Annotated in this window: 15 protein-coding genes and 1 pseudogene; 8 read left to right on the forward strand and 8 right to left on the reverse strand. The window is 60.5% G+C overall.

Annotated features, from left to right (window positions below; genetic code table 11):
- Positions 1–8: 8 nt before the first annotated feature.
- A protein-coding gene (locus AB5Z05_RS14820) for an IS3 family transposase (protein WP_368150226.1) occupies positions 9–1,171 on the reverse strand; the annotation gives its coding sequence in 2 pieces (ribosomal slippage) (positions 9–916 and positions 916–1,171; 1,164 coding nt in all).
- A gap of 68 nt (positions 1,172–1,239) precedes the next feature.
- On the opposite strand from AB5Z05_RS14820, the pseudogene AB5Z05_RS14825 reads away from it, so the two are divergent.
- The 3 genes and pseudogenes from AB5Z05_RS14825 to AB5Z05_RS14835 form a co-directional block, all read left to right on the forward strand.
- A pseudogene (locus tag AB5Z05_RS14825) lies at positions 1,240–2,051 on the forward strand (IS5 family transposase); the annotation flags it as partial.
- A gap of 211 nt (positions 2,052–2,262) precedes the next feature.
- Entirely contained in the window at positions 2,263–2,895 is a 633-nt protein-coding gene (locus tag AB5Z05_RS14830) for a trimeric intracellular cation channel family protein (RefSeq protein ID WP_005333975.1), read from the forward strand.
- 100 nt (positions 2,896–2,995) lie between these two features.
- Complete coding sequence (locus AB5Z05_RS14835) at positions 2,996–3,388, forward strand: hypothetical protein (RefSeq protein WP_150996485.1); 393 nt, start codon at positions 2,996–2,998, stop codon at positions 3,386–3,388.
- A 76-nt stretch (positions 3,389–3,464) separates the two neighbouring features.
- Here the strand turns inward: AB5Z05_RS14835 and thiI are convergent, their stop codons facing one another.
- Positions 3,465–4,913 carry a tRNA uracil 4-sulfurtransferase ThiI gene (thiI, locus tag AB5Z05_RS14840; RefSeq protein ID WP_101529425.1) on the reverse strand — a complete coding sequence of 483 codons (1,449 nt, stop codon included), beginning with the start codon at positions 4,911–4,913 and terminating at the stop codon, positions 3,465–3,467.
- A gap of 177 nt (positions 4,914–5,090) precedes the next feature.
- On the opposite strand from thiI, the gene AB5Z05_RS14845 reads away from it, so the two are divergent.
- On the forward strand, positions 5,091–6,056 hold the full coding sequence (locus AB5Z05_RS14845) for a hypothetical protein (RefSeq protein ID WP_368152068.1): 966 nt from the start codon (positions 5,091–5,093) through the stop codon (positions 6,054–6,056).
- 426 nt (positions 6,057–6,482) lie between these two features.
- Here the strand turns inward: AB5Z05_RS14845 and pbpC are convergent, their stop codons facing one another.
- From pbpC to AB5Z05_RS14865, 4 genes are all read right to left on the reverse strand, one after another.
- Positions 6,483–8,828, reverse strand: a complete 2,346-nt coding sequence (pbpC, locus tag AB5Z05_RS14850) for a penicillin-binding protein 1C (RefSeq protein WP_368152120.1) — start codon at positions 8,826–8,828, stop codon at positions 6,483–6,485.
- A gap of 52 nt (positions 8,829–8,880) precedes the next feature.
- The gene (locus AB5Z05_RS14855) at positions 8,881–13,764 is read right to left on the reverse strand and encodes an alpha-2-macroglobulin (protein ID WP_368152069.1); all 4,884 of its coding nucleotides are present in this window, start codon (positions 13,762–13,764) and stop codon (positions 8,881–8,883) included.
- A gap of 165 nt (positions 13,765–13,929) precedes the next feature.
- Entirely contained in the window at positions 13,930–14,589 is a 660-nt protein-coding gene (locus AB5Z05_RS14860; RefSeq protein WP_368152070.1) for a DedA family protein, read from the reverse strand.
- 214 nt (positions 14,590–14,803) lie between these two features.
- The gene (locus AB5Z05_RS14865; RefSeq protein ID WP_368152071.1) at positions 14,804–16,492 is read right to left on the reverse strand and encodes an FAD-dependent oxidoreductase; all 1,689 of its coding nucleotides are present in this window, start codon (positions 16,490–16,492) and stop codon (positions 14,804–14,806) included.
- A 135-nt stretch (positions 16,493–16,627) separates the two neighbouring features.
- Here AB5Z05_RS14865 and AB5Z05_RS14870 point away from each other — a divergent pair, with 135 nt between their 5' ends.
- The 3 genes from AB5Z05_RS14870 (at position 16,628) to AB5Z05_RS14880 (ending at position 21,157) form a co-directional block, all read left to right on the forward strand.
- On the forward strand, positions 16,628–19,564 hold the full coding sequence (locus tag AB5Z05_RS14870; RefSeq protein ID WP_368152072.1) for an EAL domain-containing protein: 2,937 nt from the start codon (positions 16,628–16,630) through the stop codon (positions 19,562–19,564).
- Between the two features lie 65 nt (positions 19,565–19,629).
- Complete coding sequence (pflA, locus tag AB5Z05_RS14875; RefSeq protein ID WP_005333994.1) at positions 19,630–20,427, forward strand: pyruvate formate lyase 1-activating protein; 798 nt, start codon at positions 19,630–19,632, stop codon at positions 20,425–20,427.
- Between the two features lie 88 nt (positions 20,428–20,515).
- Positions 20,516–21,157, forward strand: a complete 642-nt coding sequence (locus AB5Z05_RS14880; protein WP_043819419.1) for an energy-coupling factor ABC transporter permease — start codon at positions 20,516–20,518, stop codon at positions 21,155–21,157.
- 84 nt (positions 21,158–21,241) lie between these two features.
- Here the strand turns inward: AB5Z05_RS14880 and AB5Z05_RS14885 are convergent, their stop codons facing one another.
- Complete coding sequence (locus AB5Z05_RS14885) at positions 21,242–22,534, reverse strand: NAD(P)/FAD-dependent oxidoreductase (protein ID WP_005333998.1); 1,293 nt, start codon at positions 22,532–22,534, stop codon at positions 21,242–21,244.
- A gap of 74 nt (positions 22,535–22,608) precedes the next feature.
- Positions 22,609–23,148, reverse strand: a complete 540-nt coding sequence (gene ycfP, locus AB5Z05_RS14890) for an alpha/beta hydrolase YcfP (protein WP_005334000.1) — start codon at positions 23,146–23,148, stop codon at positions 22,609–22,611.
- Positions 23,149–23,652: 504 nt separating this feature from the next.
- On the opposite strand from ycfP, the gene AB5Z05_RS14895 reads away from it, so the two are divergent.
- Positions 23,653–25,059 (forward strand): nucleobase:cation symporter-2 family protein, encoded by a 1,407-nt coding sequence (locus AB5Z05_RS14895; RefSeq protein ID WP_368152073.1) that lies wholly within the window; start codon positions 23,653–23,655, stop codon positions 25,057–25,059.
- Positions 25,060–25,075 lie beyond the last annotated feature (16 nt).

Consider the following 25,075-nt stretch of genomic DNA (forward strand, 5'->3'; position numbering starts at 1 on the left):
TGTAGTGGTCAACTAAATCCGGACACTTGGTTAGGCCGATCCTCGGCTTTTGCTGGCGGTATCCCGTCATTGTATTGATGTGGACGTCGCCAGTTGTAGTGATCCATCAGGTAATAACTGATATCCCGCTTTGCTTCCCGCAGGCTCATATATCCCCTTGCCGGGAGCCACTCTGACTTCAGGCTTCTGAACAACCGTTCCATCGGGGCGTTATCCCAGCAGTTGCCACGCCGACTCATACTCTGGGTCATGCGATAGCGCCACAGTCGTTGCCGAAATGCCCGGCTGCCATATTGGCTGCCCTGGTCAGAGTGAAACAGCACGCCTGACGGACAACCCCGCTGCTGATACGCCATCTCAAGTGCTTTGATGGCCAGCTCGGCATCTGGTTTATCTGACATCGCCCACCCCACAACCCGCCGGGTATGCAGGTCAAGCACCGCTGCCAGGTAATGCCAACGACCACCTGCCCAGACGTAGGTGATATCGCCACACCACACCTGATTGGGTTGTTGGACATCAAATTCGCGGGCCAGCAGATTGGGAATGTCCGGTCGTTCAGACCGTGCCACCTTATAGCGGTGTGCGCCCGGCTGTTTGGATGCCAGGCCGGCTTCCTTCATCAGGTTACGTACTTTGAATCGACCAATCTGATACCCCAACTCTCGCATCATCGACATCAAGGCGCGGCTGCCAGCCGAATCCCTGCTCTCTTTGAACAAACGGCGCAACTCAGAGCGCTGTTGCATGCGCTCACGGTTAATCGTCCGCCTGCGAGCCAGATAATCGTAAAAACAGGAGGTGGGAACATCGAAGGCGCAGCAGACCAGAGTGATGGGGGCTTGCTCCCTTAATCGGTCTATCAGCGCGTACGTGTGAACTCGTCCGTCATCAAGAGAGCAGTAGCCTTTTTTAGAATGTCCTTCTCACGTTCGAGCCGGTTGATGCGGGCTTCCAGTTCCTGAATTTTTTGCTGCTCCAGAGTCAGTGCTTTGCTGATTGGGGTAGTGCCACTGCGTTCGGATTGCAGTTGCCGAACCCAGCGGCGAAGTATGGTTTCACCGATATCCAGTGAACGACTGGCTTCGGGGACAGAATATCCCTGGTCGAGCACCAGGGATGCGGCTTCGAGTTTGAATTCGGCAGTAAATGAGCGACGTAATCTTGTCATTGAACACCTCAGGTCATGGTGGCGACTGTACCACCTAAAATGGTGTCCGGGATGATTAGACCACTACATGGTTTCACGACGACCATCATGGGCACCGGGGTCGCAGCCAGCTTTACACTGACCAGACCATCGCCACCTTCCTGATGCTCAAGGGGATTTTCAACCTCACTTTACGGGCCACTCAGGGACTACTCGACTCCCTGTTCGAGTTGATGAACGTACCGCTTTGTGACCCCTATTACAGTTGTGTCAGCAAGCGCGTCCGCACGGTGACAGTTGCCTATCGGCAGCCTAGTAAGGGGCGTATCACCGACCTGGTTATCGACTCGACTGGCCTCAAGGTATTTGGGGAGGGCGAGTGGAAAGCCAGAAAGCACGGCGCCGAAAAACAGCGAGTCTGGCGCAAGTTGCATCTGGCTGTGGACCCGGTCACTCACGATATCGTGGCGGCGGAAGTCTCGCTGGAAAATGTCTATGATGCCGAGATGTTGCCGACCTTGCTCAACCCACTGCGGCGCAAGCTGGGACGTGCTTATGCGGATGGCGCCTATGACAGCAAAGCCAGCCATCAACTTATCTCGCGCAAAGGGGCGACAGCCTGTGTCCCGCCTCGCAAAAGCGCGGGGTTATGGGCAAAGGGACATCCGAGAAATGAGGCGGTGCTAGTGATGCGCAAAGGAGGGCTGGCGCACTGGAAGAAGATGTCGGGCTATCACCGTCGCTCGCTGGCAGAGACGGCAATGTATCGGTTCAAGCAATTGCTGGCGGGGAAAATCCGTCTGCGTAACTACAACGGCCAAGTGGGAGAAGTCATGGCGTATGTAAGCGCCTAAACAAACTGAATACCCTTGGCCTACCTGTCAGAAAGCCCCGAGTGTAGCGGTCACTTGGGGCTGGGGCAGGTGTGGCTTGATGGTTGATTTGGGAAACAACGCCCCGCCAACGGCTACAGGCACGCACGAGCCTCACCCGGTTCATGCCGCGAGAAAAAATCCGTCCCGACTCTCAATTTTGTCGAGCACTGTTGGCGATTGGGCTCACCAGCCCCTAAAATCGCGGCCCCATCAACAATTTGGCGTGAGTTGTTCTCCATGCAGACACTGGTTGAGCAGATTGTTTACATCAGCGACATGTTTGGTACTGCGGTATTCGCGTTTTCAGGGGTATTGGTGGCTGGCCGACTCAGGATGGATGGGTTTGGCGTCATGGTTTTGGCGGCGGTCACTGCCATCGGCGGCGGCACCATCCGTGACATGATCCTAGGAGCCACCCCCGTATTCTGGGTGCGCGATCCGCTCTATATCTGGGTGGTCATCGCGACGGCGCTGATCGGTATGTGGATGGTCAAACTGCCCCGCAGGATGCCCTGGTATGTACTGCCGGTGGCGGATGCCTTCGGACTGGCCCTCTTTACCGTGATCGGTGCCCAGAAGGCCCTCAACTTCGGCACCCCGGGGCTGATTGCCGTGATCATGGGCACCATGACCGGGGTAGCCGGTGGCATGATCCGCGATGTACTGGCGCGGGAGGTGCCCATGGTGCTGCAAAAAGAGATCTATGCCACCGCCTGTATCCTTGGCGGCATTCTCTATACCCTGGCGCTTGAGGCCAACATGGACCGGGTAACGGCCATGCTCATCTGCATGACGGCCGTGTTTGGCCTGCGGGTCGCGGCTATCTACTGGCATCTGTCGCTGCCCACCTTCTCGCTGCAACGCAATTGAGAGCAGGCCCACAGCGTCATCATGTCGCTGTGGGCCGCGCGTTGAACCAAATAGGCTTTTCTGTTGTCATAGAAGCAGTCGTTGTTAGCCGGAACTTCTCATGCGAAAAATCGGTATGCTTACCACCCTCCTCCTGGCGAACGTGACGGCCGCCCACGCCGAAGCACAAGTGGTATTTGGACGACTGGCCTCGGCGCCGGTGCAGCAGTTCAACCAGCAGATACGCCAGGCAAGCCATCAACAGCAAAACTGGGTTAATGACTACCGTGAGGTAGCTTTACGATTCGTCGGTCATGGTGACATACCCAGCCGCATCCATGCCCAGCAGCTGGACAATGATCTGGTGCTCTCGGTCGCCCTCGACGGCAGCAAGAGCGACATGATCTACATCCTGACCCTCTATCGCAGCAACAACCTGTGGCAGATGCGGGAGGCGGAAATGGGCTGGCGTTGTCAGGGGCAAGACTCCTTCACTCCGGTTCCCTGTCCCTGATAGTCATTGCTCACTCTGCGAAATAAAAAAATCCGGCACATTGGCCGGATTTTTTTATTGAAGGTAAAAAACACGCTTACGGGCGATACACCTTGACGTTGGCAAAGCCTTTCTCTTTCAGGTAAAGCGCCTGCAGCTTGCTCATCACGCCGCGATCACAGTAGAGCAGGTAGGTCTTCTCTTTGGGCAGATCGCCAAAGGCGGTGGCCAGCTTGAAGAAGGGGATATGCAGTACTTCACGATCTTCCACCACCAGCGGCTTCTCGTCGTGTTCATCGGCAGAGCGGATATCCAGGATCACCTCGTCAGCGCCCAGTACCTGAGTCGTTTCCACCTCTTGCACTTCAGCGGCAGTCTCTTCACCGATACGGCGGATATCGAGGTAACGGGCCTCGGAGACCACCTTGTCCAGAATGGCGAAGTCGAAGTTGCCCTCTTCCTCTTCAATGCGCGCCAGATCGGCCTTCACTGTCGGCTTTTTGGAGATGACGCCGCAGTATTCCGGCATGGTCTCGGCAAACTCCAGCGTGCCGATGCGGCGGGCTTCGCTGATGATATCCGGCTTGTCCCAAGTAATGAGCGGGCGCAGGATCACCTTGTCGGTCACCCGGTCGATCACGTTCAGGTTGGTGAGAGTCTGGCTGGAGACCTGACCCACACACTCGCCGGTCACCAGCGCCGGGATCTGGAATTCATCGGCCACCTTGGCGGCAGCACGCATCATCATCCGCTTGAGCACCACGCCCATCTGACCGTTGTCGATCTTCTCGAGGATCTCGGCGACCACCGGCTCGAAGTCCACAGCGGTGAAACGTACCCGGTGGGATGAACCGAAGCGGTTCCACAGGTGGTAGGCCACCTGCTTGACGCCGATCTCGTGGGCCGCACCGCCCAGATTGAAGAAGCAGTAGTGCACGCGGCAGCCGCGCTTGATGAACTGGAACGACGCCACGCCGGAGTCAAAACCGCCGGAGAGCAGGCTCAGCACATCTTCCTGGGTCGCGATGGGCATGCCGCTCAGGCCCTGATGGATGGCGCTGACGATAAAGAGCTCTTCGCCGTCGATCTCGAGGTTGATCTTCACATCCGGGTTCTTGAGGCGCACACCATTGCTTTCGCAGTGCTGATTCAATCCACCGCCCACGTAACGCTCAACCTCGAGGGAAGAGAACTCATGCTTACCGTGGCGCTTGGCGCGCACGCAGAAGGTTTTGCCCTTGAGCTGGTCGCCCCACACGGCTTTCACCTGCTCGAAGATGTCGTGCAGGTCGGTGAACTTGCTGGCCTGCACCTCTAGGAAGGCCTGAATGCCCGGAATACAAGCCAAAGCTTCGATAGCCTGCTCGCGGAACTGGTCATTGCGGGAGCTCACGATCAGCTTGTCCCAATCCATCCGTACGCGGGCATCGTCGTCGAAGCGGCGCAGGACATTGCGGATATTGCCCTGCAGGATCTTGATAAAGCGCTGGCGAACCGACTTGCTCTTGATGGTGATTTCCGGGAACAGCTTGATAATGAACTTCATGGTAATGACTCGGGTGACCTTGATTTAAGGGCGCGAATTATATCAGAACTTTGTGGCCAGCGCCTACTGGATGAGCGTTTGCTCACATTCCCCTAAGCAATGTTTGCCGCGCGGACGCAATCTTGCGTATATTCCCGACCCTGCGCCTCGCCAGATTTTTGACAACAGACTGATCCGATGAAGACCTATATCTATTACCCCGGCATGGAGGTACGCGACGAGCTCTGGCTCAAATTTGCCTTGCTCTATCTGGAGCGGCTTGCCTTTGTCTTCACCGTCAGCGAAAAGAGCGGTCTCACCGCCCTGCTCGATACCCTTCAACAGCAGACCGATCTGCTGGCTGAGCGGCCCGATGCCGCCTTCTTTGCCGCCATTACCCCGCAACTTGAGAGCCAGATAAGCGGCTTGGTGGCCCCCGATTTCGTCCGTCACAAGGTGTTTGGCAACAAGGAGCTGATTGGCCGCTGGCGTCAGGAGGCCAACCACGACTGCTTCTGCCCCGAACAGGCGGGGCTGGAGCGGCTGCACGGCTTTTGCCTGACTCACGGCTTTGCGACCCGGGATGAAGGGGGGATCAGAATGGCGCGGCGCTTTGCCAATCTGCTCTCCATGCGTCTCGCACGTGAGTGGGCACTCGCGAATGACGGGGCGCTCATTACCGATCACGACTATCTCGACCGCCTGCTCCACCTGCTCGAATCCCGCTACCACAATCGCGGCGGTCAGGATTGCTTCCACCTCGAAATCCCGTTGCAAGTGCCCACTCACCTGGCCGATATTCCGTTTGCAGAGCTGATTGCCCTGCGCGGGCGCAGCGGCTTTCGCCAACAGCTGGCCGAATTTCATCTGGCCATCGACAACCTGCTCGCCATGCTGGGTAGCGGCTATGCCGACCCGGCGGCCCTGACCCGCTTCGAGCAGGCTCAGCAAGGGCTCAATCAACTGCTCGGGCCCGAGACCCTCAGCATGCCACTCACCACCCAGGTCAGCACCAGCCTGCCCGCCGTAGCCATGCTCCACCAGTTAAAGGCGAGCCACCCAGAAAGCAACCTCATCTTCCATCCCATCAAGAAGAGCCACTTTCACCAGCGCAAGAGCCAGCACTTCTTCACCCGGCTCGGTCATCTGCGCCAACAGGGCTGAATTGGCGGAATGAAAAAGGGGTTGGCATCTGCCAACCCCTCTCGTTTTCTGCGGCCTACCAATCATCACCCCGGTGATTGGCCCGCTCTTGCGCCTGCCTGCGCGCCTCCATCGCCCTGTCACGGCGGATATTGGCAGGGGTACAGGCAAACTGTTTCTGATTGCAACGCGCAAAACTCTCGGAAGCAGGTTCGAAAGGTGAATAGAACCCGGTACGTTCAGGAGAAACATGGTGATCACCATGATTAGTAGTGGCGCAGCCCGAACTCATCAGCACCAGCAAGGGACACAGAACACGCAGCAAAAGAGAACTCCCGATTGGATTTGAATGAGTTAGTAATTATTCATAAATTAATTCATCCAATCAAATATTGATGCATTTCAAATAGTTAATTACATTCGCCTCAATGGCTGTCGGCAAAACGCTCAACGGGTGATGGTGCCGGCATCACCGTCAGGATGCACCACGCGAAACTCGATACGATCGCTGTTGCCCGCTTCATCCACCACCACCAGCTGATAACGACCCGCCACGCTCAGCACCTGATCCCCATCCCAGCGCAGTCGCTGGCCGTTGAGAAACCAGGCCGACTTGCCGACACCGCCCAGCACCTTGGGCTGCAACCGATAGCGCTGGCTGCGGATAAGGTTGCCCTCCCCCAGCGCCACGATGCGAATGGGGGCCTGCAGCTCAGCACTCTGCGCCTCCCCAGCACAACCACTTGCAAGCAGCACCTGTCGTCGCTCGCCGGGCGTTCGCCACGGCTCCAGCGACAATGGCCAGAGGGCCCGGAAGCCAGATTGCGCCGCATCCTGGCAGCGGGCCAGGGTCGGCTTGCCCGCGGCGGTCAGTGCGACCTGGCGCAGCGGCGAGGGCCAGTCCATGGGATCCGGCAAGGTGGGGGGATCGCGCTCTTCCAGCAACCAGGCGCTCTGACGCTGCAAGCAGGCTTCAGGCAAGGTCGCGCTGGCCTTACGCCCCAGCGGCCAGCAGATCTCTGCTTCGCTCACCGTGTTGGGTTGTGCCGGCAAGGGGCTGTTGTCCGAGAGCCGCGAGTAGACAGAGAGCAGCAGCGGCACCGCTGCACTCTGGCCGTAAAAACCGGGCATGGGGGTACCATCGGGGCGTCCCAGCCAGACGCCGATAGTCCAGCGACCGGAGACCCCCATCGCCCAGCTGTCGCGATAGCCATAGCTGGTGCCGGTCTTCCAGGCCAGTCGATTGACCCGGCCGGTCGCCTCGCTGGCAAAGGGTTGATCCGCCCGCCCCTGCGCGCTCAATATTTGCCAGATGATCCAGGCCGCTCCCGGACTCAGCAAGGGGCGCGACACCGCCTGCTGCCCCGCCAGCCAGACCGGTATTGCCACCTGCCCCTCACGGGTCAGCGCACTGTAGAGCGCCACCAGCTGTTCGAGCCGAATGCCCGCCGCCCCCAGCGCAATGGCCGGATTGGGTTTGTCGGAGAGCGCCAGTCTCACCCCGGCGTTGTCGAAGCGGCTGACCAGTTTGTCCGGCCCGAGCGCCTCCAGCACCTGCACCGCAGGCACGTTGAGGGATTGCTGCAGCGCTTGGGCCAGGGTCACCGGCCCCTGAAAGGCGCCGGAAAAGTTGGCGGGACGATAGTCAGACCCCAGCCTTGGCGCATCGGAGAGCAAGGAGGCCGAGTGCACCAACCCTTCATCCATCGCCAGACCGTAGATGAAGGGCTTCAGCGTAGAGCCGGGAGAGCGGATCGCCTGCACCATGTCGAGGTAACCGTGGCGGCGCAAATTGCCATACTCGGCGCTGCCTACATAGGCGCGCACCGCCATGGTTTTGTTATCTACCAACAGCAACGCCGCTGAGGTCTGCTCGGGGAAGCGACGGATATAGCTCGCCACCCGCCCCTCCAACCAACGCTGCAGATCGCCGTCTATGGTGGTGTGCACCAGCGCCCCGGCCTGATTATCGGCGGCAAGGCGGGCAAACAGCGGCGCCTCCATCGGAGTGAAGTGACCGCGGGCCAGCACCGGCTCGATGCGTCCCTCCAGCCACGCCTGTTCGGGCCAGACACCCTGCGCTACCAGTCGCTGCATCACCTTGTCACGGGCGGTGCGGGCCCGCTCGGGATGGCGGTCCGGCCGGTTGCGGCTGGGAGCCTGCGGCAGCACCGCCAACAGCGCAGCCTCGGCATAGGTCAGCTTGGCGGCGCTCTTGCCGAGATAGGCAAAACTTGCCGCCTGCACCCCCTCCAGGTTGCCGCCAAACGGCGCCCGATTGAGGTAGACGGTGAGCAGGGTGCGCTTGTCATAGTGCCACTCCAGTTGCAGCGCACGCACCATCTGGCGCAGCTTGCCGGGCACGCTCCGGTGGTAGGGCTCGATAAGACGCGCCACCTGCATGGTAAGGGTCGAGCCGCCCGACACGGCGCGCCCGTAACGCAGCCACTGCCAGACCCCGCGCACCATGGCCACCGGATTGACCCCGGGATGGCGCCAGAAGTAGCGATCCTCGTAGCCCAGCAGAGCCTCGATATAGCGGGGGGAGACCTGCTCCAAGGTCACGGGGTAACGCCACACGCCGCTGGTATCGGCAAAGGCGCGCAGCGGTCGCCCCTTCATGTCGAGCACCACCCGTGCGTAGGCAGGGTCGAGCGGTGGCGGCGGGAAGAGTCGATCCAGCGCCAGCAATGACAGGAGCAGTGCTACAACCCCCAGCACCGAGAAACGCAGCCAGCGTGGCAGGCGACCAAGCCAGCGCCAGCCAGCGTGGCCACTGCGGCCTAATTTCAGCCAGCCACGCTGCCAGAAAGTGAGCGGGGAAACCCGCTCAAGGGAGGGAATGTTACTCAGAGATGATCACCTCATGGATATCCTCACCCACAGCCCGCAGCTCGGGCCGGTACATATCCTCCACCTGGGTCGGCGGCACCTGATAGCGACCCGGCGTCACCGCCCGCATCAGGTAGACCAGCTGCTGGTTGCTCCCCTCGCTCAGATCCAGCGCCGCCGTGTAGCGGTCATCGCGAAACTCCTGATGCTTGAGATAGTCGTTCCACTCGCTCTGCCACGCCGGTTTCCCCTCAATGGAGAGCTCTTCGAGCTTGATGCTGTTGCCAAGGGCCGGGTTCTCCAGCTCGAAGCCGGCGGGCACCATCTCCACCAGCAGGGCATCGGGCACCGCCGATTCACTGCTGACGTTGAGCCGCACCACCACCAGATCGCCCACCTTCACCTTGGCGGGATCAAACGGCTGACCGTCGCTATTGAACCAGCTACGGGTCACGCTCATCCCCTTGCTGATCCGTGCCGGTGCCTGTTCGGGGTAACCGACCAGAGTGCGCTGCACATAGAGGGATCCCTTGCCCTCGTTGGTGACGGAGCTCGCCGCCAGCGCCTCGGGGGCGCCCTGCTGCAGCGGAGCCGAACCGCTCAGGGATCCACTGCCAAGAGAGGAAGTTACCCTAGCCTGCCAGTCGACGGCCGGATCGAAGCGGGCCAGTCGCAGCAGGGCGAGCCGCTCCTGAGTGCTGAGCCACTGACGGTGAGCCAGGGTATCGGCCACCTTGGCACTGAGGGCCGGCCAGCGCTCCACAGCCAGCTTGTGCTGGCGCAGCAAGGAGAGCTCAAGAGCTTCATCGCGCAGCGGTGAGCCGTAATCGCCCAGATAGTCATCCCCGCGCTCGGTCACCAATGCCCGGCTGAGGGCCTTGGCGGCATTCTGCTCATCCCCCATGGCCGAGAGCGCCAGCGAGAGGTGCAAAAGCGGCAAACCGGAGCGGGCGTGATCGGCCTGCTGCTCCCAGATAAGGCGCAAGGTAGCGAGCGGCGCCTTGCCCACACGGGCCAGCACATAGGCGCTGTAGGCCTGATAGGCCAACCGACTGTGCTCGGGGGCACTGCTCCAGCGCTCACCATACTGACTGTCGGTGAGATAGCTTTGCAGCCGGTTCAGCGCCTGATTGAGCATTGCCTCCGGCACTGCGTCGCCCGCCTCCTTGCGCGCCAGCAGGTAGTCGGCAGCATAGGCGGTGAGCCATTGTTCCTCATCGGAGCGACCATCCCACAGACCAAAACCGCCGCTTGGCAGTTGCAACCGCTGCAGCCGTTGCAGCAGGGTGCGCTGCACATCCGCCTCGCTCGCCGCTTTCTTGCCCTCTGCGGGTTTGCTCCAAGCGGCCCGCTCATCGGCCGTGGTCAACAGATAGGGCCAGGCACGGGACAAGGTCTGCTCCAGACAGGCGTAGGGGTAGTCGGCCAGCGCCTGCCACTGGGCTGCCGGATCCCAGGGGGGAGTGCCGGAGAGGCTGAGCAGCCCCTGCAGGTTGGCGCGATCCAGCCCGGCCAGCTCAGCAGGCGCAAAGCTCATCTGCTGGCCAGGGGCCAGCATCTGGTAGCGCTGGCGAGTCTCGGCCGGCCAGGGGGAGCGCAGCGGAAGAGTCCAGTCGCGGCTGATGGCAAAATCCTTGCCACTGGCCGCCAACTGCAGGCTCGCCACACCGCTCGCCCCGATCACGGTGAGCGGCAGGGTCAGCCACTGCTCTTCGCCGTTTTTAAGGGCAAGGGTGTGGGGCAGCTCGCCGTTTGCTTTCAACCCACCATTGAGGGTCCAGACAAGGGAGAGGGTCTGATCTTCGCCGCTCATGTTGCGCAACTGCACCAATGCCCGGGTCTCATCGCCTCTGGCGCCAAAGCGCGGCCAGCCGATCTCGGCCACCAGGGGCGCCACCACCTTGATGGCGCGCTCGGCCTCGCCGACTTGCTGTTCGTTCCAGGCCAGCGCCATCAGCGCCAACTCGCCGTTGAAGTTAGGCAAATCGAGCGGGATCACCGCTTTGCCCTGCTGGTCAAAACTCACCTCGCCACTCCAGAGCGCAGCTATCTCAACCCGGCTCTCCAGCGCGCCGCCCTTTTTCAGCGGCGCCCGGTCCCCCCCGTAGTTGAGGCGGGCCAGCTTGCCATCTTGCGGCGGGATCACCTGGCCGTAGTTGTCGAACAAATCTTGGGCGAAGCGCTTGCGGCCAAAGAAGATCTCGAACGGGTCGAGCGGCTGGTAGTCGCTGATATTGAGCACGCCCCGATCCACCGCCGCCAGCACCACACGGCCTTGGCTATTGGGGGTGGAGGTGGCGGTTACTTCCAGTCGGGTGAGCGGCACGGCTTTGTCCGGTGCGCTCAGGGTAAGCGGCAGACGGCGCGCTTCCCGATCCAGGGTGAGCGGCACCAGCCCGACCGAGCGCAGGCTCTGCCCCTGCTGGCTGCTGACCGATTTGGAGGCGCTGTCTGGCGCGGCGATCTGGGCCGAGATATGCAAGTCATGGCGCTGCCACTCGGGACTGACCGGGATATCGAACTCGCCACGGGCATCCTTGGCATCGCCAGCGGCGCCCTTGAGCTCGATACGCTGCCACCAGCGCAGGCCGTCGCCATCTTCCACCAGCAACAACCCCTTGCCGGGGCGCGGGGCCACCAGCGTCACTTTGGCCTTGTCGCCCGCCTGATAGGCGCGCTTGTCGAGGGTGATGGCAATCTTGTCAGGCCGCGCCTGCTCGCCACCGCCGCCCCAGGCGTAACTGCCGATCTCCACCCGCAGGCTGGATTGATGGCCCTGACTGTTCTCCACCTCCAACCGATACCAGCCCGCCGCCAGTTGCAGCGTGAGCGGAGTCGGCCCCTTGCCATCCAGCTGCAGGGTCTGCTCCTGCTCCAGATAAGGCTGGCTGTTGAACTCGTACTTCCACCCCTCGCCATCGGCGTAGTGCCAGTAGTAGTCGCGGTACTCGTTGATAAGGCGCACCTTCACCGCCCCCGCCACAGGTTGGCCTTGCTCATCGAGGTTGAGGATCTGGAAGGGGAGCGGCTTGCCCCCTTCCACCCGATCCGCCACGAAGTCGGCCTTGAGTGCCGGCCACTGGCTGCCCGCAGGCCAGCCATACTGGGTGCGGCTGCGATTGACGGCGCGGCCACCGGGCTCGGAGAGCGACACCCGATAGGCCACCTCCAGCGGCCCGAGGGCTCGCACCCCATCGAGCTCATCAGCAAGCGAAAAAGTCCCCTGCCCCTGCGCATCGAGGGTAAGACTCTGCGCCTCGAGATCCTTGGCCTGCTCGGCGAGCAGCACGTCACCCAGCGTGAACTCCTGCCACTGGGTAAAGGGCATGGTGGCGCGGCTGATCTTCACCTCTGCCTTGGCCTTGGTGGCGCTCGCTGGCGCACCGTAGAGATAGTCCCCTTGCAGCGGCAGGATGAGAGCGGCGTCCAAATCCGTCACTTCACCATCCGGCCCCTTGCCAAGCTGCAGTTTCAGCCGCTCCGGCAGAAACTCCTCCACCAAAAAGGGCCACTCGAAACGACTACCAGCGACGGTCTTGAGGTTAATGGTCCAGCGCCCGAGCGGCGCATCGTCCGGCAGACGCAGGCCGTAGTGGGCGGCGCCAAGATTGTCCGGTAGCAGCCGCTTTTGTTCGAGCAGCTGACCATCCGGCTGTTTCACCTCCAGCTCCACTGCCATACCGGGCAGCAGCTGGCCATCCTGCCCCTTGAGCAGGATCTCGCTGTCGAGCCGCTCGCCGGGGCGATAGAGATCGCGCCCGCTGAACAGATAAAGCTGCTGGGCCTGCCAGGGCTGGGTGCCGAGATCGAAGGTGGAGAGATCGAGCGCCGCGCCATCGAGGCGCAGCACCGCCAGATGCTTGCCCTGCTCGGCCAGCAACAGGCGAGCCCCCTGCACCTGATCGAAGCGGCGATGGCCCTGGAGATCCGTGGTTTGCACCTGTAGCCGGTTGCCCTTCTCGTCGAGCAGGGAGAGCTGCACATCCTTGAGCGGGTCGGCGCTGGCCAGGGAACTCACGAACACCTCCAGCTGATCGCGGTAACGGCGGGCACTGAGCCCCATATCGCTCACCGCAAAATAGGTGGTCTCCTTGCGCCAGTCGTAGTTGCCAAGGGGCGACATCACCGCAAAGTAGACGCCAGCCTCCGCCAGCTGCGGCTCCTTCACATTGATGAGGCGGGTCTCGCGCCGGTTGGCATCAAGCTCCAGCGCATAGCGGCCACTGAATACCCGCTTGGCCCGCTGGGTGATCTGCTCAAGCTCCCAGTTACCCATGCCGGCACCGGGGCGATATTCCGCCAGAAAACGGGGCAGATATTCCGCATCGACCCGAAAGAAATCGATATTGACCTCATCCACATTGACCGCGCTGATGGGCAGGCGAAGTTCCTGACGCAGCGGCAATACCATGCCACTGGCGGTAAAGGAGGCCCCCGCCTCCAGCGGCCGGGTTTTGAGGGTCCAGCTCTGGGGGGATGGGCCCAGCCCCGCCTTGAGGCTCACTTCATAGCTCTTGTCGGGCTGAACGTTCGGGAAATAGAGGGTGCGACCATCGTCGGCGAGGATCCACTCCCCCTGCACCTGCTTGCCCCCCTCGCTGACCCCGAGCCAGCTCTGCCAATTGGCCTTGGGCACCAGGGGGCCGGAGAAGACCAGCGCCAGTGCCGGGGCATCCCGATATTGGCGGGCATTGGCCTGCACTACAGAAGTTGGCGCCCCGGCCTCCTGCTGGGCAGTGGATTCTGTGGTCGGTACTTGGCTGGCGGGCTTGTCAGGGCCGCAGCCAGACAGCAAACCGACCACCCCGCAAAGCAGCAGGGTTGACCAGCGGCGGCGCAGAGCGCCGGTTTCAGCGGTAGAGCGGTGAGAAGCAGAGGGAGAGTCGAAGAGGCGCATAAGTTCCATCCCGAGTTGGAGCGCTGCAAACGCAGCGTGGCTGGAAACAGGATAAGGCATCCTGCTCACCCGACACAAAGCTCATTACCCGAATGGGCACAATTCCGCGCCCCTGCAGCACGAGAACCCCCTTGCCCACTGATCCAGTGCGGCAAGGGTTGTCATCTAGTCGTGGCTGGTCTCGTTTTTTGCTCCGCCTTTGAACCAGCGAAACAGGATGGCCATGACGGCCGCCAGAAACAACACCAGCGAGGTAATCAGCAGGGTCCGGGTCAACAGTTCGCTGTGGTGGAGGAAGAAGGGGGTATTCATCGCCAGCTTGCCCACCAAACTGAGGCAGAGCGCCCACATAAAGGCACTGGCAAAGCTGGCCACGCACATCCGCAGCACGCTCAGGCGGCCAATCCCCATCAACATGGGGGTCAGCACCCGCACGAACGGGATAAAACGGGAGGAGAACATCGCCAGAAAACCGTACTTTTTCAGCAGCCGGGTCGCCTTGGGCAGGCTGTCGGGAGGCAACATCCGCTCGATATGATCCATAAAGCGGGTACGCTGCAGGGCCCGTCCCTGCCAATAGGCGAGCACAGAACCTATGCCAGCAGCCAACGGCAGATAAATAAGTGTTACTTCAGGGCCAAACACCCCCATGCCAACCAACCCACCGGCCAGCAGTACCAGGCTGTCCCCCGGCAGGGGCAGGAAGACGAATGCGGACTCCAGCAGCAATACCAGCATCAGGCAACTGATCAGCAGGGGTACCGCCTGCATCTGAACCAGGGCGTCAAAATCCTGATGCCAAATGGCCATCAGCATATCCAGCATGTCACTCTCCCTACTACACGGTTCATCATGAACGAGGCAGGGGTTATAGCACCCATCCCCTGAACAAAACGTTAATTTTGTCCGGCACGGGAAATAAAGTGTGTCGAAATATTGCTGCAATTAGGGGATGCAAGGAGGGCAAACAGCAGAGATAAAAAGCCCCTCATCTTGCACGCACAAGGGAGAGGGGCAAACAGGCACAGAAATAAAACGGTTACTCGGCGGTGGCCATCTGCCAGGTTTTGAAGCCGCCGGAGAGGTTTTTCACCTTGAAGCCGTGCTGGCTCAGCAAGCGGCAGGCGACATGGCCGCGCAGCCCGACCTGACAGCTGATCAGCAGCTCTTTCTCTTTGGGCAACTCATGGAGGCGACCACGCAACTCGTCGAGGGGGATATGCAGTGCCCCCGGAATGCGGCCCAGCTTGTCGAGCTCCGGGCCATTGCGCACATCCACCACCAGCTGATGGGGGTTACGAGCCTGCACCTCGGCCACGTGGCAGAGCAGAGTATCCCCCTTCAGGTGGTTGCTTGCCACAAAGCCCGCCATGTTGATCACATCCTTGGCTGAGCCGAACGGCGGCGCATAGGTAAGCTCCAGATCCTGCAGGTCAAACACGGTGAGACCGGCGCGCTGGGCCACCGCCAGCACATCGATGCGCTTGTCGATGCCATCCTTGCCGATGGCCTGGGCGCCATAAATCTTGCCATCCGGGGCAAACAGCAGCTTGAGGCTGACCGGATGGGCGCCCGGGTAGTAACCGGCGTGGCTGCCCGGATGGACATAAACCTTCTCGAACGGCAATCCCAGTTGCACCAGTCGCTTCTCGTTGAGCCCGGTGCTGGCCACCGCCAGATCGAACAGCTTGCAGATGGCGGTCCCTTGCGTCTTCTTGTAGGTTTCGCTTCGGCCCAGCATATTGTCGGCGGCGATGCGCCCCTGCCGGTTGGCCGGGCCCGCCAGCGGGATCAGCACAGATTCGCCGGTGACGAAATCTATCTCTTCCACCGCATCCCCCACCGCGTAGATAAAGGGATCCGAGGTACGCATCCCGGCATCGACCTTGATGCCGCCCCGCGGGCCCAGCTCCAGCCCCGCCTTGGCGGCGAGCAGGGTTTCCGGCTTGACGCCGATGGCGAGGATCAAGAGACCGGTATCAAGATGGGAACCGTCATTGAGGGTCAGGCGCAGGCCACCGCTTTTGGCGGTCGGTACGGCGGAGGTCTTCTCGGCAGGCAGATCCAGACTCTCGATGGCGGTGAGGCCGGTGCGCAGGCGCAGGTCGATCCCATCTTCCCGGATGCGGGCATGGAGCATGTTGGCCATCTCCTTGTCCACCGGAGCCATCACTTGATCGGCCAGCTCCAGCAGGGTGACATCCAGCTTGCGCTGGTGCAGCGCCTCCATCATCTCCAGCCCGATAAAACCGCCGCCCACCACAGTGACGTGGCGCGGCTGAGCGTGATGCAGGGCCGCCAGAATGCGATCCATGTCCGGGATGTTGCGCAGGGTATAGACATGGGGGCTGTCGATACCGGGGAAAGGAGGACGGATCGGCGCCGCCCCTGGGCTCAGCAGCAGCACATCGTAATGCTCGCGCTGCTCTTCACCGGTTTGCAGGTTGCGCACCAGCAAGGTCTTGCCCACCTTGTCGATCTCAATCACATCGTGGAAGACCCGCACATCGACGTTGAAACGGCGCTTGAAACTCTGGGGAGTCTGCAGCAGCAAGGCATCCCGGTCGGGGATATCGCCCCCGATGTGATAGGGCAGACCGCAGTTGGCGAAGCTGACAAACTCGCCCCGCTCGAACATCACGATCTCTGCCTCTTCACTCAAACGACGAGCGCGAGCCGCCGCCGATGCGCCCCCCGCGACACCACCGATAATCAGGATCCGTTTCATCTGCAAGACTCCTCATACATGATAATGGGCAATAAATTAGACTTTCCTAATTTAGAATTCAATGAAATTTTGTTTCACACCATTTTGCAGTATTCTTGCAACCCCGACGGTTGCTTAACAGGATGTTGTTTGTTCATGTCGTCTACCGCACTCAGTCATCTTCCTCCTGCCCTCCAGACGCCACTCTTTTTCCGTCTGGACCTGCGCAGTCAACGGCTGGTCGCCCTGACCGACGTGATGCAAACCCCGCTCTACTGGCTCGACGAACCGCGCGCCCCCTGGCCTGCCCAGCTGCCCGATGCCCTGCGCCTGCCCATCGAACAACTGCTGGCCAACGGCCATGGCGGCAAGATCACCGTGCGCTTTGCCAGCCAGCTCTGGCATATCGCACTCGCTCACGAGCAGGATGGCTTCTGGCTCATCTGTCTGCAGAACCTTCGTCAGGAGCCCATCGCCGATCTGGCATTGCAACTGCCGCGCCTCAGCCAGATGGCGAGCCAGCAACAGTATGCGCCCCTGCTCGAGGCCCTTAAAGAGAGTTTGGGGGCCGATCGGCTCATCCTCTGGCACTATCAGGCCAACGGCGATCTCGGCAGCGAGCAACTCACCCCTGTGTTCACCCTGGGGGTCGAGGCGCTCTACCCCATTCGTGGTGACAGCCGCTATATCCGCGCCCTACGTACCCGCAAAGCGTTGAGCTTCTCGGAGGCCGCCCACCAGCCGATGCTGAGCAATCACCTCTATCTGACCAGTGCCGGTGTGCGCTCACGCCTCGATGGTGCCCTGCTGGAGCAGGACAAGCTGTTCGGGGTGCTGAGTCTGGAGTATCTCGATCCCACCCCGCTTAGCGAGGAGATGTTGCAGCTGGTGCGCAGCAGCGCCCAGCTGCTCGGCCACTGGCAACCGCAACCGGAAGAGCACCGCGCTGAGCTGGCCCTCCCGCCCGAACTGCACCAGCAGACCGGCATCGACTACTGCAAGACGCTGGTAAGCTGGGCCATGAGCGCCAGCGGTGCCCGGGTGGGCTGGATCGGCGAGTTCCAGCCCCGCGGTCAGGATCTCTGGATCATCCCCCGCTGCGTCATCAACGAGGAGATCTGCTCCACCCTCAAGCCCATCCAGCTCGACCCCGGCCCCGCTCAGGAGCTGTTCCAGCATGGTCAGGCCATCTATGTGGAAGATCTGCCCGTGCGCTATCCCAAAGCGACCCGGCTGCTTGCTCTCAATGCCAGCGCCTACATCGGCATTCCGCTCCATGCTCAAAGCGGCGCCCCCATTGGCCAGATCACCCTGCTGCTCGATACCCCTCTTGAGGAGCCTGAGCCCCTGCTGGATCTATTGAGCAGCCAGCACGAGCGGGCCGCCATTGAACTCAAGCGCCTCGCCACCGACGATGCCCTGCGGCTGGCCGAGGTTGCCTTCAATACCCACGATGGGCTGATCGTGATGGATCACAACGGCATCATCCTCAAGGTCAACCACTCCTTCAGCCGGATCACCGGATTTGGCGAGGTAGAGGTGATCGGTCACTCCATTCGCAAGCTGCGTCCCACCTACTACGGGGATCATCTCAAAGAAGATGTCAGCCGCACCGTCAACGAGCAGGAGTTCTGGCTTGGGGAAGAGCGCTGCCTGCACAAGGATGGTCACCTCTTTCCGGTGCGCTTGATGGTGAACGGCGTCAAGGATGAGCAGGGGGAGCTCAGCCACTTCATCTGCAGCTTCTACGACATCACCCAGGAAAAAGAGGCGGCCAGACATATCGAGCAGCTCGCCTACTACGACGATCTCTGCGGTCTGCACAACCGGCGCAGCCTCAACCATATTTTGCAGCAGACCCTGAGCGCCTCCAACGGCCAGTGGGGCGCCCTGCTGCTGGTGGATCTCGACAACTTCAAGTCGATCAACGACTCCCTCGGTCACGCCTGCGGCGATCTGCTGCTGCAAGCCGTGGTGCAGCGTTTCAGGGAGCTGCCCCAGGACAATCTGGTACAAGCGCGCATCTCGGGGGATGAGTTTGCCCTGCTCTTTACCCAGCTGGGACAAGGGGAAGTCACCGCCAAAATTCTGGCAGAGCACTTCGCCCGCGAGCTGATGGGGCTGTTTCGTACCCCGTTCGACATCGGCGATCACAAGCTGCACTGCAGCGCCTCGGTGGGGATCAGCCTCTTCTCCGGCAACGAGACGGATCATCTGGTCCTGATGCAACAGGCCGACACCGCGACCCACATGGCCAAGCGCGCCGGTCAGGGCCACTACGTCTTCTTTTCCGAGGCGATGGCCCAGCATGAGAAGAACCGGCTGACCCTCACCAATGAGCTGCGCGATGCCCTGCGTCACCACGAGCTGCAACTCCACTACCAACCGCAATATCGGGTCGACAATGGCTCGCTGTCGGGTATCGAGGCGCTGCTGCGCTGGCAGCGCAGCGACGGCACCATGGTGCCACCTGGGGAGTTTATCCCCATCGCCGAAGAGACCAGCCTGATCCTCGAGATCGGCTACTGGGTGATGAAGACCGCCTGCGCCCAATACAGCTTCTGGCTCAACCGTGGCCTGCTGATCCCCCATCTGTCGGTCAACGTCAGCGCTCGCCAGTTCCACACCCAGGGCTTCGTACAACAGGTGGAGTACATCTTGCGCGACACCGGTGTACCCCCCTCCCGCCTGCTGCTGGAGGTGACCGAATCGGTAGTCTTGGAGAATCGGCAGGAGAGTATTGCCAGAATGCGCCAGCTCAAGGAACTCGGTATCCTCATCTCCATCGATGACTTCGGTACCGGCTACTCGTCGCTGGCCTATCTGCGGGATCTGCCCGCCGACGAGGTGAAACTGGACAGAAGCTTCATTCAGACCCTGGTACACAGCGAACAGGACAGAGCCATCGTCAAGGCGATACTCGATCTGGCCCAGGTCTTCCGTTTTACCGTCACCGCCGAAGGGGTGGAAGAGGAGGCGCAGCTGGCCATCCTCAAAGCGCTGGGATGCCAGCATTATCAAGGGTTTCTCACCAGTCGGCCGCTCACCGTCAAGGGGCTGGAGCAGTTGCTTGGCAGCCGGGCGCCGGACTAAAGGTGTAGGATCAATAGGGGTTTATGTAATAAAATAACGGCCTGCTCGAATCGTTGGAGTTGTTTATGTCTGTCATTAATCGGATCCCTGCCGTTGAAATCAGCCAGCCAGCCGGAGCTCACGGCACCGTTGGCCGGATCCATTCCGTCGAAACCTGCGGCACTGTCGATGGCCCGGGAATACGCTTTATCGTATTCATGCAAGGCTGCCTGATGCGCTGCAAGTACTGCCACAACCGCGATACCTGGGATACCGAAGGTGGCCGTGAAGTGACCGTACCGGAGTTGATGAGTGACATCACCAGCTATCGCCACTTCATGAATGCCTCCGGCGGTGGCGTGACAGCGTCCGGCGGTGAAGCCATGCTGCAACCGGCTTTCATTACCGAACTCTTTACCGCCTGCAAAGAGAAAGGGATCCACACCTGTCTCGACACCAACGGCTTCGTCCGCCATCTCGACGAACAGGTGGACAAGCTGCTCGACCAGACCGATCTGGTACTGCTCGACATCAAACAGATCAATGACGAGAAACACATTCCACTGACCCACGTCAGCAACAGATACACCCTGGAGTTTGCCCGCTATCTGGCAGCCAAAGGCAAGACCATGTGGATCCGCTACGTGGTGGTACCGACCTGGAGCGATGACGACGAGAGCGCCGAAGGGCTGGGTCAGTTCATCGCCGAGCTGGGCGAGAGCGTGGAGAAGGTGGAGCTGCTCCCCTACCATGAGCTCGGCAAACACAAGTGGGACGTGCTGGGAGACCCGTACGAGCTGAGCGGGATCAAGCCCCCCAGCAAGGAGACCATGGAACGGGTCAAGGGCATCCTCGGCAAGTACCACAACAACGTCAAATATTGATGGTAAAAGCAGGCTGATTCGTCAGCCTGCTCTGCTATGTGGCGGTCGGGAAGGCCGCCCGGACTCGACTGCATGAATGGACGACAAGATGAGTGAAGGACAACTCGCCGCCCTCCTGATCTGGCTGGTACTGCTGGCCTTCAGCCTGCGCCGCTCTCTGTGGCAAACCCTCCATGACAACCCCCTCTATCAGCACCTGTTGCTGGGTAGCGCCATCGCGCTGGTGCCGCTCTGGTATCTAAGGGCCGGTCTGCATGAGGGGCTGGAGGTCCATTTTCTCGGGCTCACCTCCCTCACCCTGCTGCTTGGCTGGCGGCTGGCGCTGCTCGCCCCCTGTCTGACCCTGCTGGTGCTCGGTTACTTCGGCGTCACCAATCTGGCCGATTTTGGCTGGCAGGCACTGGTTGGCATCGCCCTGCCGGTGGCCACCAGTTGGCTGCTGTTTCTGGCCAGCTGGGCCTGGCTGCCGCGCCATCTCTTTGTCTATATCTTCGTGGCCGCATTTCTCGGCGGCGCCATCACCATCTCGGTCAAGGTGGCCGCCAGTGCGTTGCTGATGGGGCTGAGCCACAGCTACCCCTGGCACACCATCACGGCGGATTATCTCTCCATATGGCCACTGCTGCTGTTCCCCGAAGCTCTGCTCAACGGCATGGCGATGACAGTGCTGGCCATCTACCGCCCTCACTGGGTCAATACCTTCTTCGACCGTACCTATCTGGGCAAGTAGCTCTCTCTTTCCTGATCTGCGCCCATAAAAAAGGAGAGGCCATCGCCTCTCCTTTTGGTATTCAACATGTTGCCAAATCCCGGCTTAGTGCAGCTTCAGGGTCGGGCGCAGTACCCGGTTGATGCGACCCACCAGCATGATGAGGCCGGTCTTGACATAGCCATGCAGGGCGATCTGGTGCATCCGGTAGAGGGAGATGTAAACCAGACGGGCAATGTAGCCCTCCACCATCATGGAGCCGCGCATCAGGTTGCCCATCAGGCTGCCCACGGTGGAGAAGCGGCTGAGGGAGACCAGCGAACCGTGGTCGTGGTAGAGGTAGGGCTTCATCTCGCCGCCATTCATCTTGGCCAGAATGTTCTTGAATGCCTGGCTGGCCATCTGGTGGGCAGACTGGGCGCGCGGCGGCACGAACTTGCCATCCGGCTGCGGGCAGGCTGCGCAGTCACCGATAACGAAGATGTTCTCATCACGGGTAGTCTGCAGGGTCTCTTTCACCACCAGCTGGTTGATGCGGTTGGTCTCAAGGCCAGCAATATCCTTCATAAAGTCAGGCGCCTTGATACCGGCCGCCCACACCATCAGATCCGCTTCAATCAGCTCGCCATCCTTGGTGTGCAGACCGTCGCTGGTCGCTTCGGTGATCATGGTGGCGGTACGCACGTCCACACCCAGCTTGACCAGCTCCTGATGGGCGGCGCCGCTGATGCGCTCCGGCAGAGCCGGCAGAATGCGCGGGCCCGCTTCCACCAGGGTCACCTTCAGGCTGTCGGTGGTGAGGTTCTTGAAGCCGTAGGCGTAGAGCTGCTCGACCGCGTTGTAGAGCTCGGCAGAGAGCTCAACGCCGGTTGCGCCGCCGCCGACAATCGCAATCTTCACCTTGTCGCCCGGCTTATATTCGGTGGCGAACTGCAGGAAGCGGTTCATCATGCTGTTGTGGAAACGGTGCGCCTGGGAGGGGCTATCGAGGAAAATACAGTTATCCTTGATGCCCTTGGTGTTGAAGTCGTTGGAGACAGAACCGATGGCCATCACCAGATAGTCGTAGGGCAGCTCGCGCTCGTTGACCACGATGTCGCCATTGTCGTCGTGGATCGGGGCCAGCACGATACGTTTATCGTCACGCTTGATGTCGGTCAGGGTGCCGAGCTGGAAGTCGAAACCGTGGTTCTTGGCGTGAGACTGGTAGCTCAGGGCATCGATGCCCGCGTCCATGGAGCCGGTGGCCACTTCGTGCAGCAGGGGTTTCCACAGGTGGGTGCGGTTGCGATCAACCAGAGTGATCTTGGCCTTGTTCTTCTTGCCAAGCTTGCGACCCAGACTGGTGGCCAGCTCCAGGCCACCGGCGCCGCCGCCTACAACGACAATATTCATCATGATGATTTTCCTCGGTTCCTCAAAACGAAAGGGAGCCATTGGCTCCCTAAAACGAAATCGGTCGACGTGATGGATCAGGCTTCTTTGAAGGCCTTCATCCGCTGCAGATGATGCGAGATATTTTTGAACTTATGAGTCTCGCGCTCATCCCACACGATGTCGTAATAGTTCTTCAATTCACGTTCAGTGTCCCGATTATCGCGCACTTCATCCTGAACGGAAAGGATACACAGACAGTTTCCTGAATTTTTCTTACGAAATTCAGTTACACACTTGGTACCGATATCGTCATATTCTTCCGGACGGTCGATCTTGCCCTGCATGTTCTCTTCCGGATGGAGGTTGGGGTTGAAGATCACCTGGCGAATGCCGCACAGAAAGCCGATCCGCTCGCTCCAGTAGCCACCAAGACCCACGCCGCAGATCAGCGGCTTGGGATCGGTACTCATATCGAGCTGTTTTTTCACTTCCTTGAGCAGATGGCTCATATCATGACGGGGGTGAACCGTGCTGTAGTGCACGAAACGCACATCATCATCAATAAACTGCAACTGCAGCACTTTCTCGTGATTGCCGGGGCTGGTGGCATCAAAGCCATGCAGGTAGATGATCATGGATAAGACCTCAGGATCTGTGTCGGTTTTATCGAAACTACCCCAGCGGCGGCCCCGTGCGCCACCAAAACATCCAACTTTCTTGCTTTGGATCACGCCCCCGCCCCCGATTATGCCCTGCGGCCCGCAAGCGCCGTCACATGCAGAGGGGCGCATTGCGAGCAACCCTCTGGTACCTAGCTATCAAAGTGAGATCGCCAGACCGATAATGATAAATCCCTTACCAATCTGAGATGCCCCACCTCCTGCCCTTGCCAACAGCCGGACACTTATCTGGCCGGTATGTGACTCATCCCGCAAAAACAAGGCGTTATCGCCAAACGTTTTCGCTCATGAGCGGCATTGTGCATGTTTTGTGCACTGACCCGTGCTGCACCAGATCCCTCTCACTACTGCCGAGGGATCTGGCACCTCTGTCAATACACAAGATCAATGACTGGGAAAGCTACGGCTTTCACTATCTTGCCTGTAGCAGTTGCGCGGGCTTCAAGGAGTGATCTGTTCATGAACGAGACCAATACCCCCTCCCCCCGACCGAGTGCGCGCAAGCGCCCGGTGGATGAAGTGGAGCGCATGCTCCCCATGGGCCAACTCTTTACCCTGGGCCTGCAACATGTGCTGGTGATGTACGCCGGCGCCGTGGCGGTGCCGTTGGTGATTGGCGGCAGTCTGGGGCTGCCCAAGGAGCAGATCTCCTACCTTATCAGTTCGGATCTCTTCTGCTGCGGTATCGTCACCCTGCTGCAATGTGTCGGGATTGGCCGCTTTGCCGGGATCCGGTTGCCGGTCATCATGTCGGTCACCTTTGCCGCCGTGATGCCCATGCTGGCCATCGGAGCCAACCCGGATCTGGGGCTGACGGGCATCTTCGGCGCCACCATCGCCGCCGGTATCATCTCGACCCTGCTGGTGCCGCTGATAGGTAGGCTGATGCCGCTCTTCCCCACCGTAGTAACCGGGGTGGTTATCACCTCCATCGGGATCAGCATCATGCAGGTGGGGATCGACTGGATGGCGGGGGGCAAGGGCAATCCGGAATATGGCAGCCTGCGCTATATCGGCACCAGCTTTCTGGTGCTCGTCTTTATCCTGCTGGTGACCCGCTTCACCAAGGGCTTTTTCAGCAATATCTCGGTGCTGCTCGGGATCATCTTCGGTTTCGTGGTGGCCATCGCCATGGGCGAAGTGAGCCTAGATGGCCTCGGCGAGGCAGCCTGGTTTGCCCCCATAGTGCCCTTCGCCTTCGGCTGGCCCACCTTCGATCCCATCTCCATCGCCACTCTGACGGTGATCATGCTCATCACCTTTATCGAGTCGATGGGGATGTTTCTGGCCCTTGGCGACATCGTCGGCCATCCGGCCAGGCGCGGCGACATAGTGCGCGGGCTGCGAGTGGATGGCATCGGCACCATTATTGGTGGGATATTCAACAGCTTCCCCCACACCTCCTTCTCTCAGAATATCGGTCTGGTGAGCGTGACTGGGGTATCGAGTCGCTGGGTCTGCGTGATGTCGGGGGGGATCCTGCTCGCCTTTGGCCTCATCCCCAAGATGTCGGTGCTGGTCGCCTCCATCCCGCCCTTCGTGCTGGGGGGCGCCGGTATCGTGATGTTCGGCATGGTGCTGGCCACCGGCATTCGTATCCTGGCGCGCACCGATTACAGCGGCAACCGTCACAATCTCTATATCGTCGCCATCAGTCTCGGAATTGGCATGATCCCGACGGTCTCCGGGAATTTTTTCCAGCAGCTGCCGGCGCAGCTACAACCGCTTTTTCATAGCGGTATCCTGCTGGCCACCATCAGTTCGGTGCTGCTCAACCTCTTCTTCAACGGCTATCAGCCGGACCTGACTCACCAGACCCGTCCTCTGTTCGTTGGTCCCATCAAACCGCAGCAAGAGCAGGCATAACAAACAGGCCCCCGGA

The sequence above is a fragment of the Aeromonas sp. R2-4 genome (assembly GCF_040908365.1).
Taxonomy (GTDB): domain Bacteria; phylum Pseudomonadota; class Gammaproteobacteria; order Enterobacterales; family Aeromonadaceae; genus Aeromonas; species Aeromonas veronii.

Excerpts from the sequence above, each read along its gene's own strand:
- AB5Z05_RS14885 (WP_005333998.1), bottom strand. The coding sequence starts at position 22,534 with ATGATGAATATTGTCGTTGTAGGCGGCGGCGCCGGTGGCCTGGAGCTG.
- AB5Z05_RS14845 (WP_368152068.1), top strand. The coding sequence starts at position 5,091 with ATGAAGACCTATATCTATTACCCCGGCATGGAGGTACGCGACGAGCTC.
- AB5Z05_RS14855 (WP_368152069.1), bottom strand. The coding sequence starts at position 13,764 with ATGCGCCTCTTCGACTCTCCCTCTGCTTCTCACCGCTCTACCGCTGAA.
- AB5Z05_RS14895 (WP_368152073.1), top strand. The coding sequence starts at position 23,653 with ATGAACGAGACCAATACCCCCTCCCCCCGACCGAGTGCGCGCAAGCGC.
- AB5Z05_RS14880 (WP_043819419.1), top strand. The coding sequence starts at position 20,516 with ATGAGTGAAGGACAACTCGCCGCCCTCCTGATCTGGCTGGTACTGCTG.
- AB5Z05_RS14860 (WP_368152070.1), bottom strand. The coding sequence starts at position 14,589 with ATGCTGGATATGCTGATGGCCATTTGGCATCAGGATTTTGACGCCCTG.
- ycfP (WP_005334000.1), bottom strand. The coding sequence starts at position 23,148 with ATGATCATCTACCTGCATGGCTTTGATGCCACCAGCCCCGGCAATCAC.
- AB5Z05_RS14870 (WP_368152072.1), top strand. The coding sequence starts at position 16,628 with ATGTCGTCTACCGCACTCAGTCATCTTCCTCCTGCCCTCCAGACGCCA.
- pflA (WP_005333994.1), top strand. The coding sequence starts at position 19,630 with ATGTCTGTCATTAATCGGATCCCTGCCGTTGAAATCAGCCAGCCAGCC.
- thiI (WP_101529425.1), bottom strand. The coding sequence starts at position 4,913 with ATGAAGTTCATTATCAAGCTGTTCCCGGAAATCACCATCAAGAGCAAG.
- AB5Z05_RS14865 (WP_368152071.1), bottom strand. The coding sequence starts at position 16,492 with ATGAAACGGATCCTGATTATCGGTGGTGTCGCGGGGGGCGCATCGGCG.
- AB5Z05_RS14830 (WP_005333975.1), top strand. The coding sequence starts at position 2,263 with ATGCAGACACTGGTTGAGCAGATTGTTTACATCAGCGACATGTTTGGT.
- AB5Z05_RS14835 (WP_150996485.1), top strand. The coding sequence starts at position 2,996 with ATGCGAAAAATCGGTATGCTTACCACCCTCCTCCTGGCGAACGTGACG.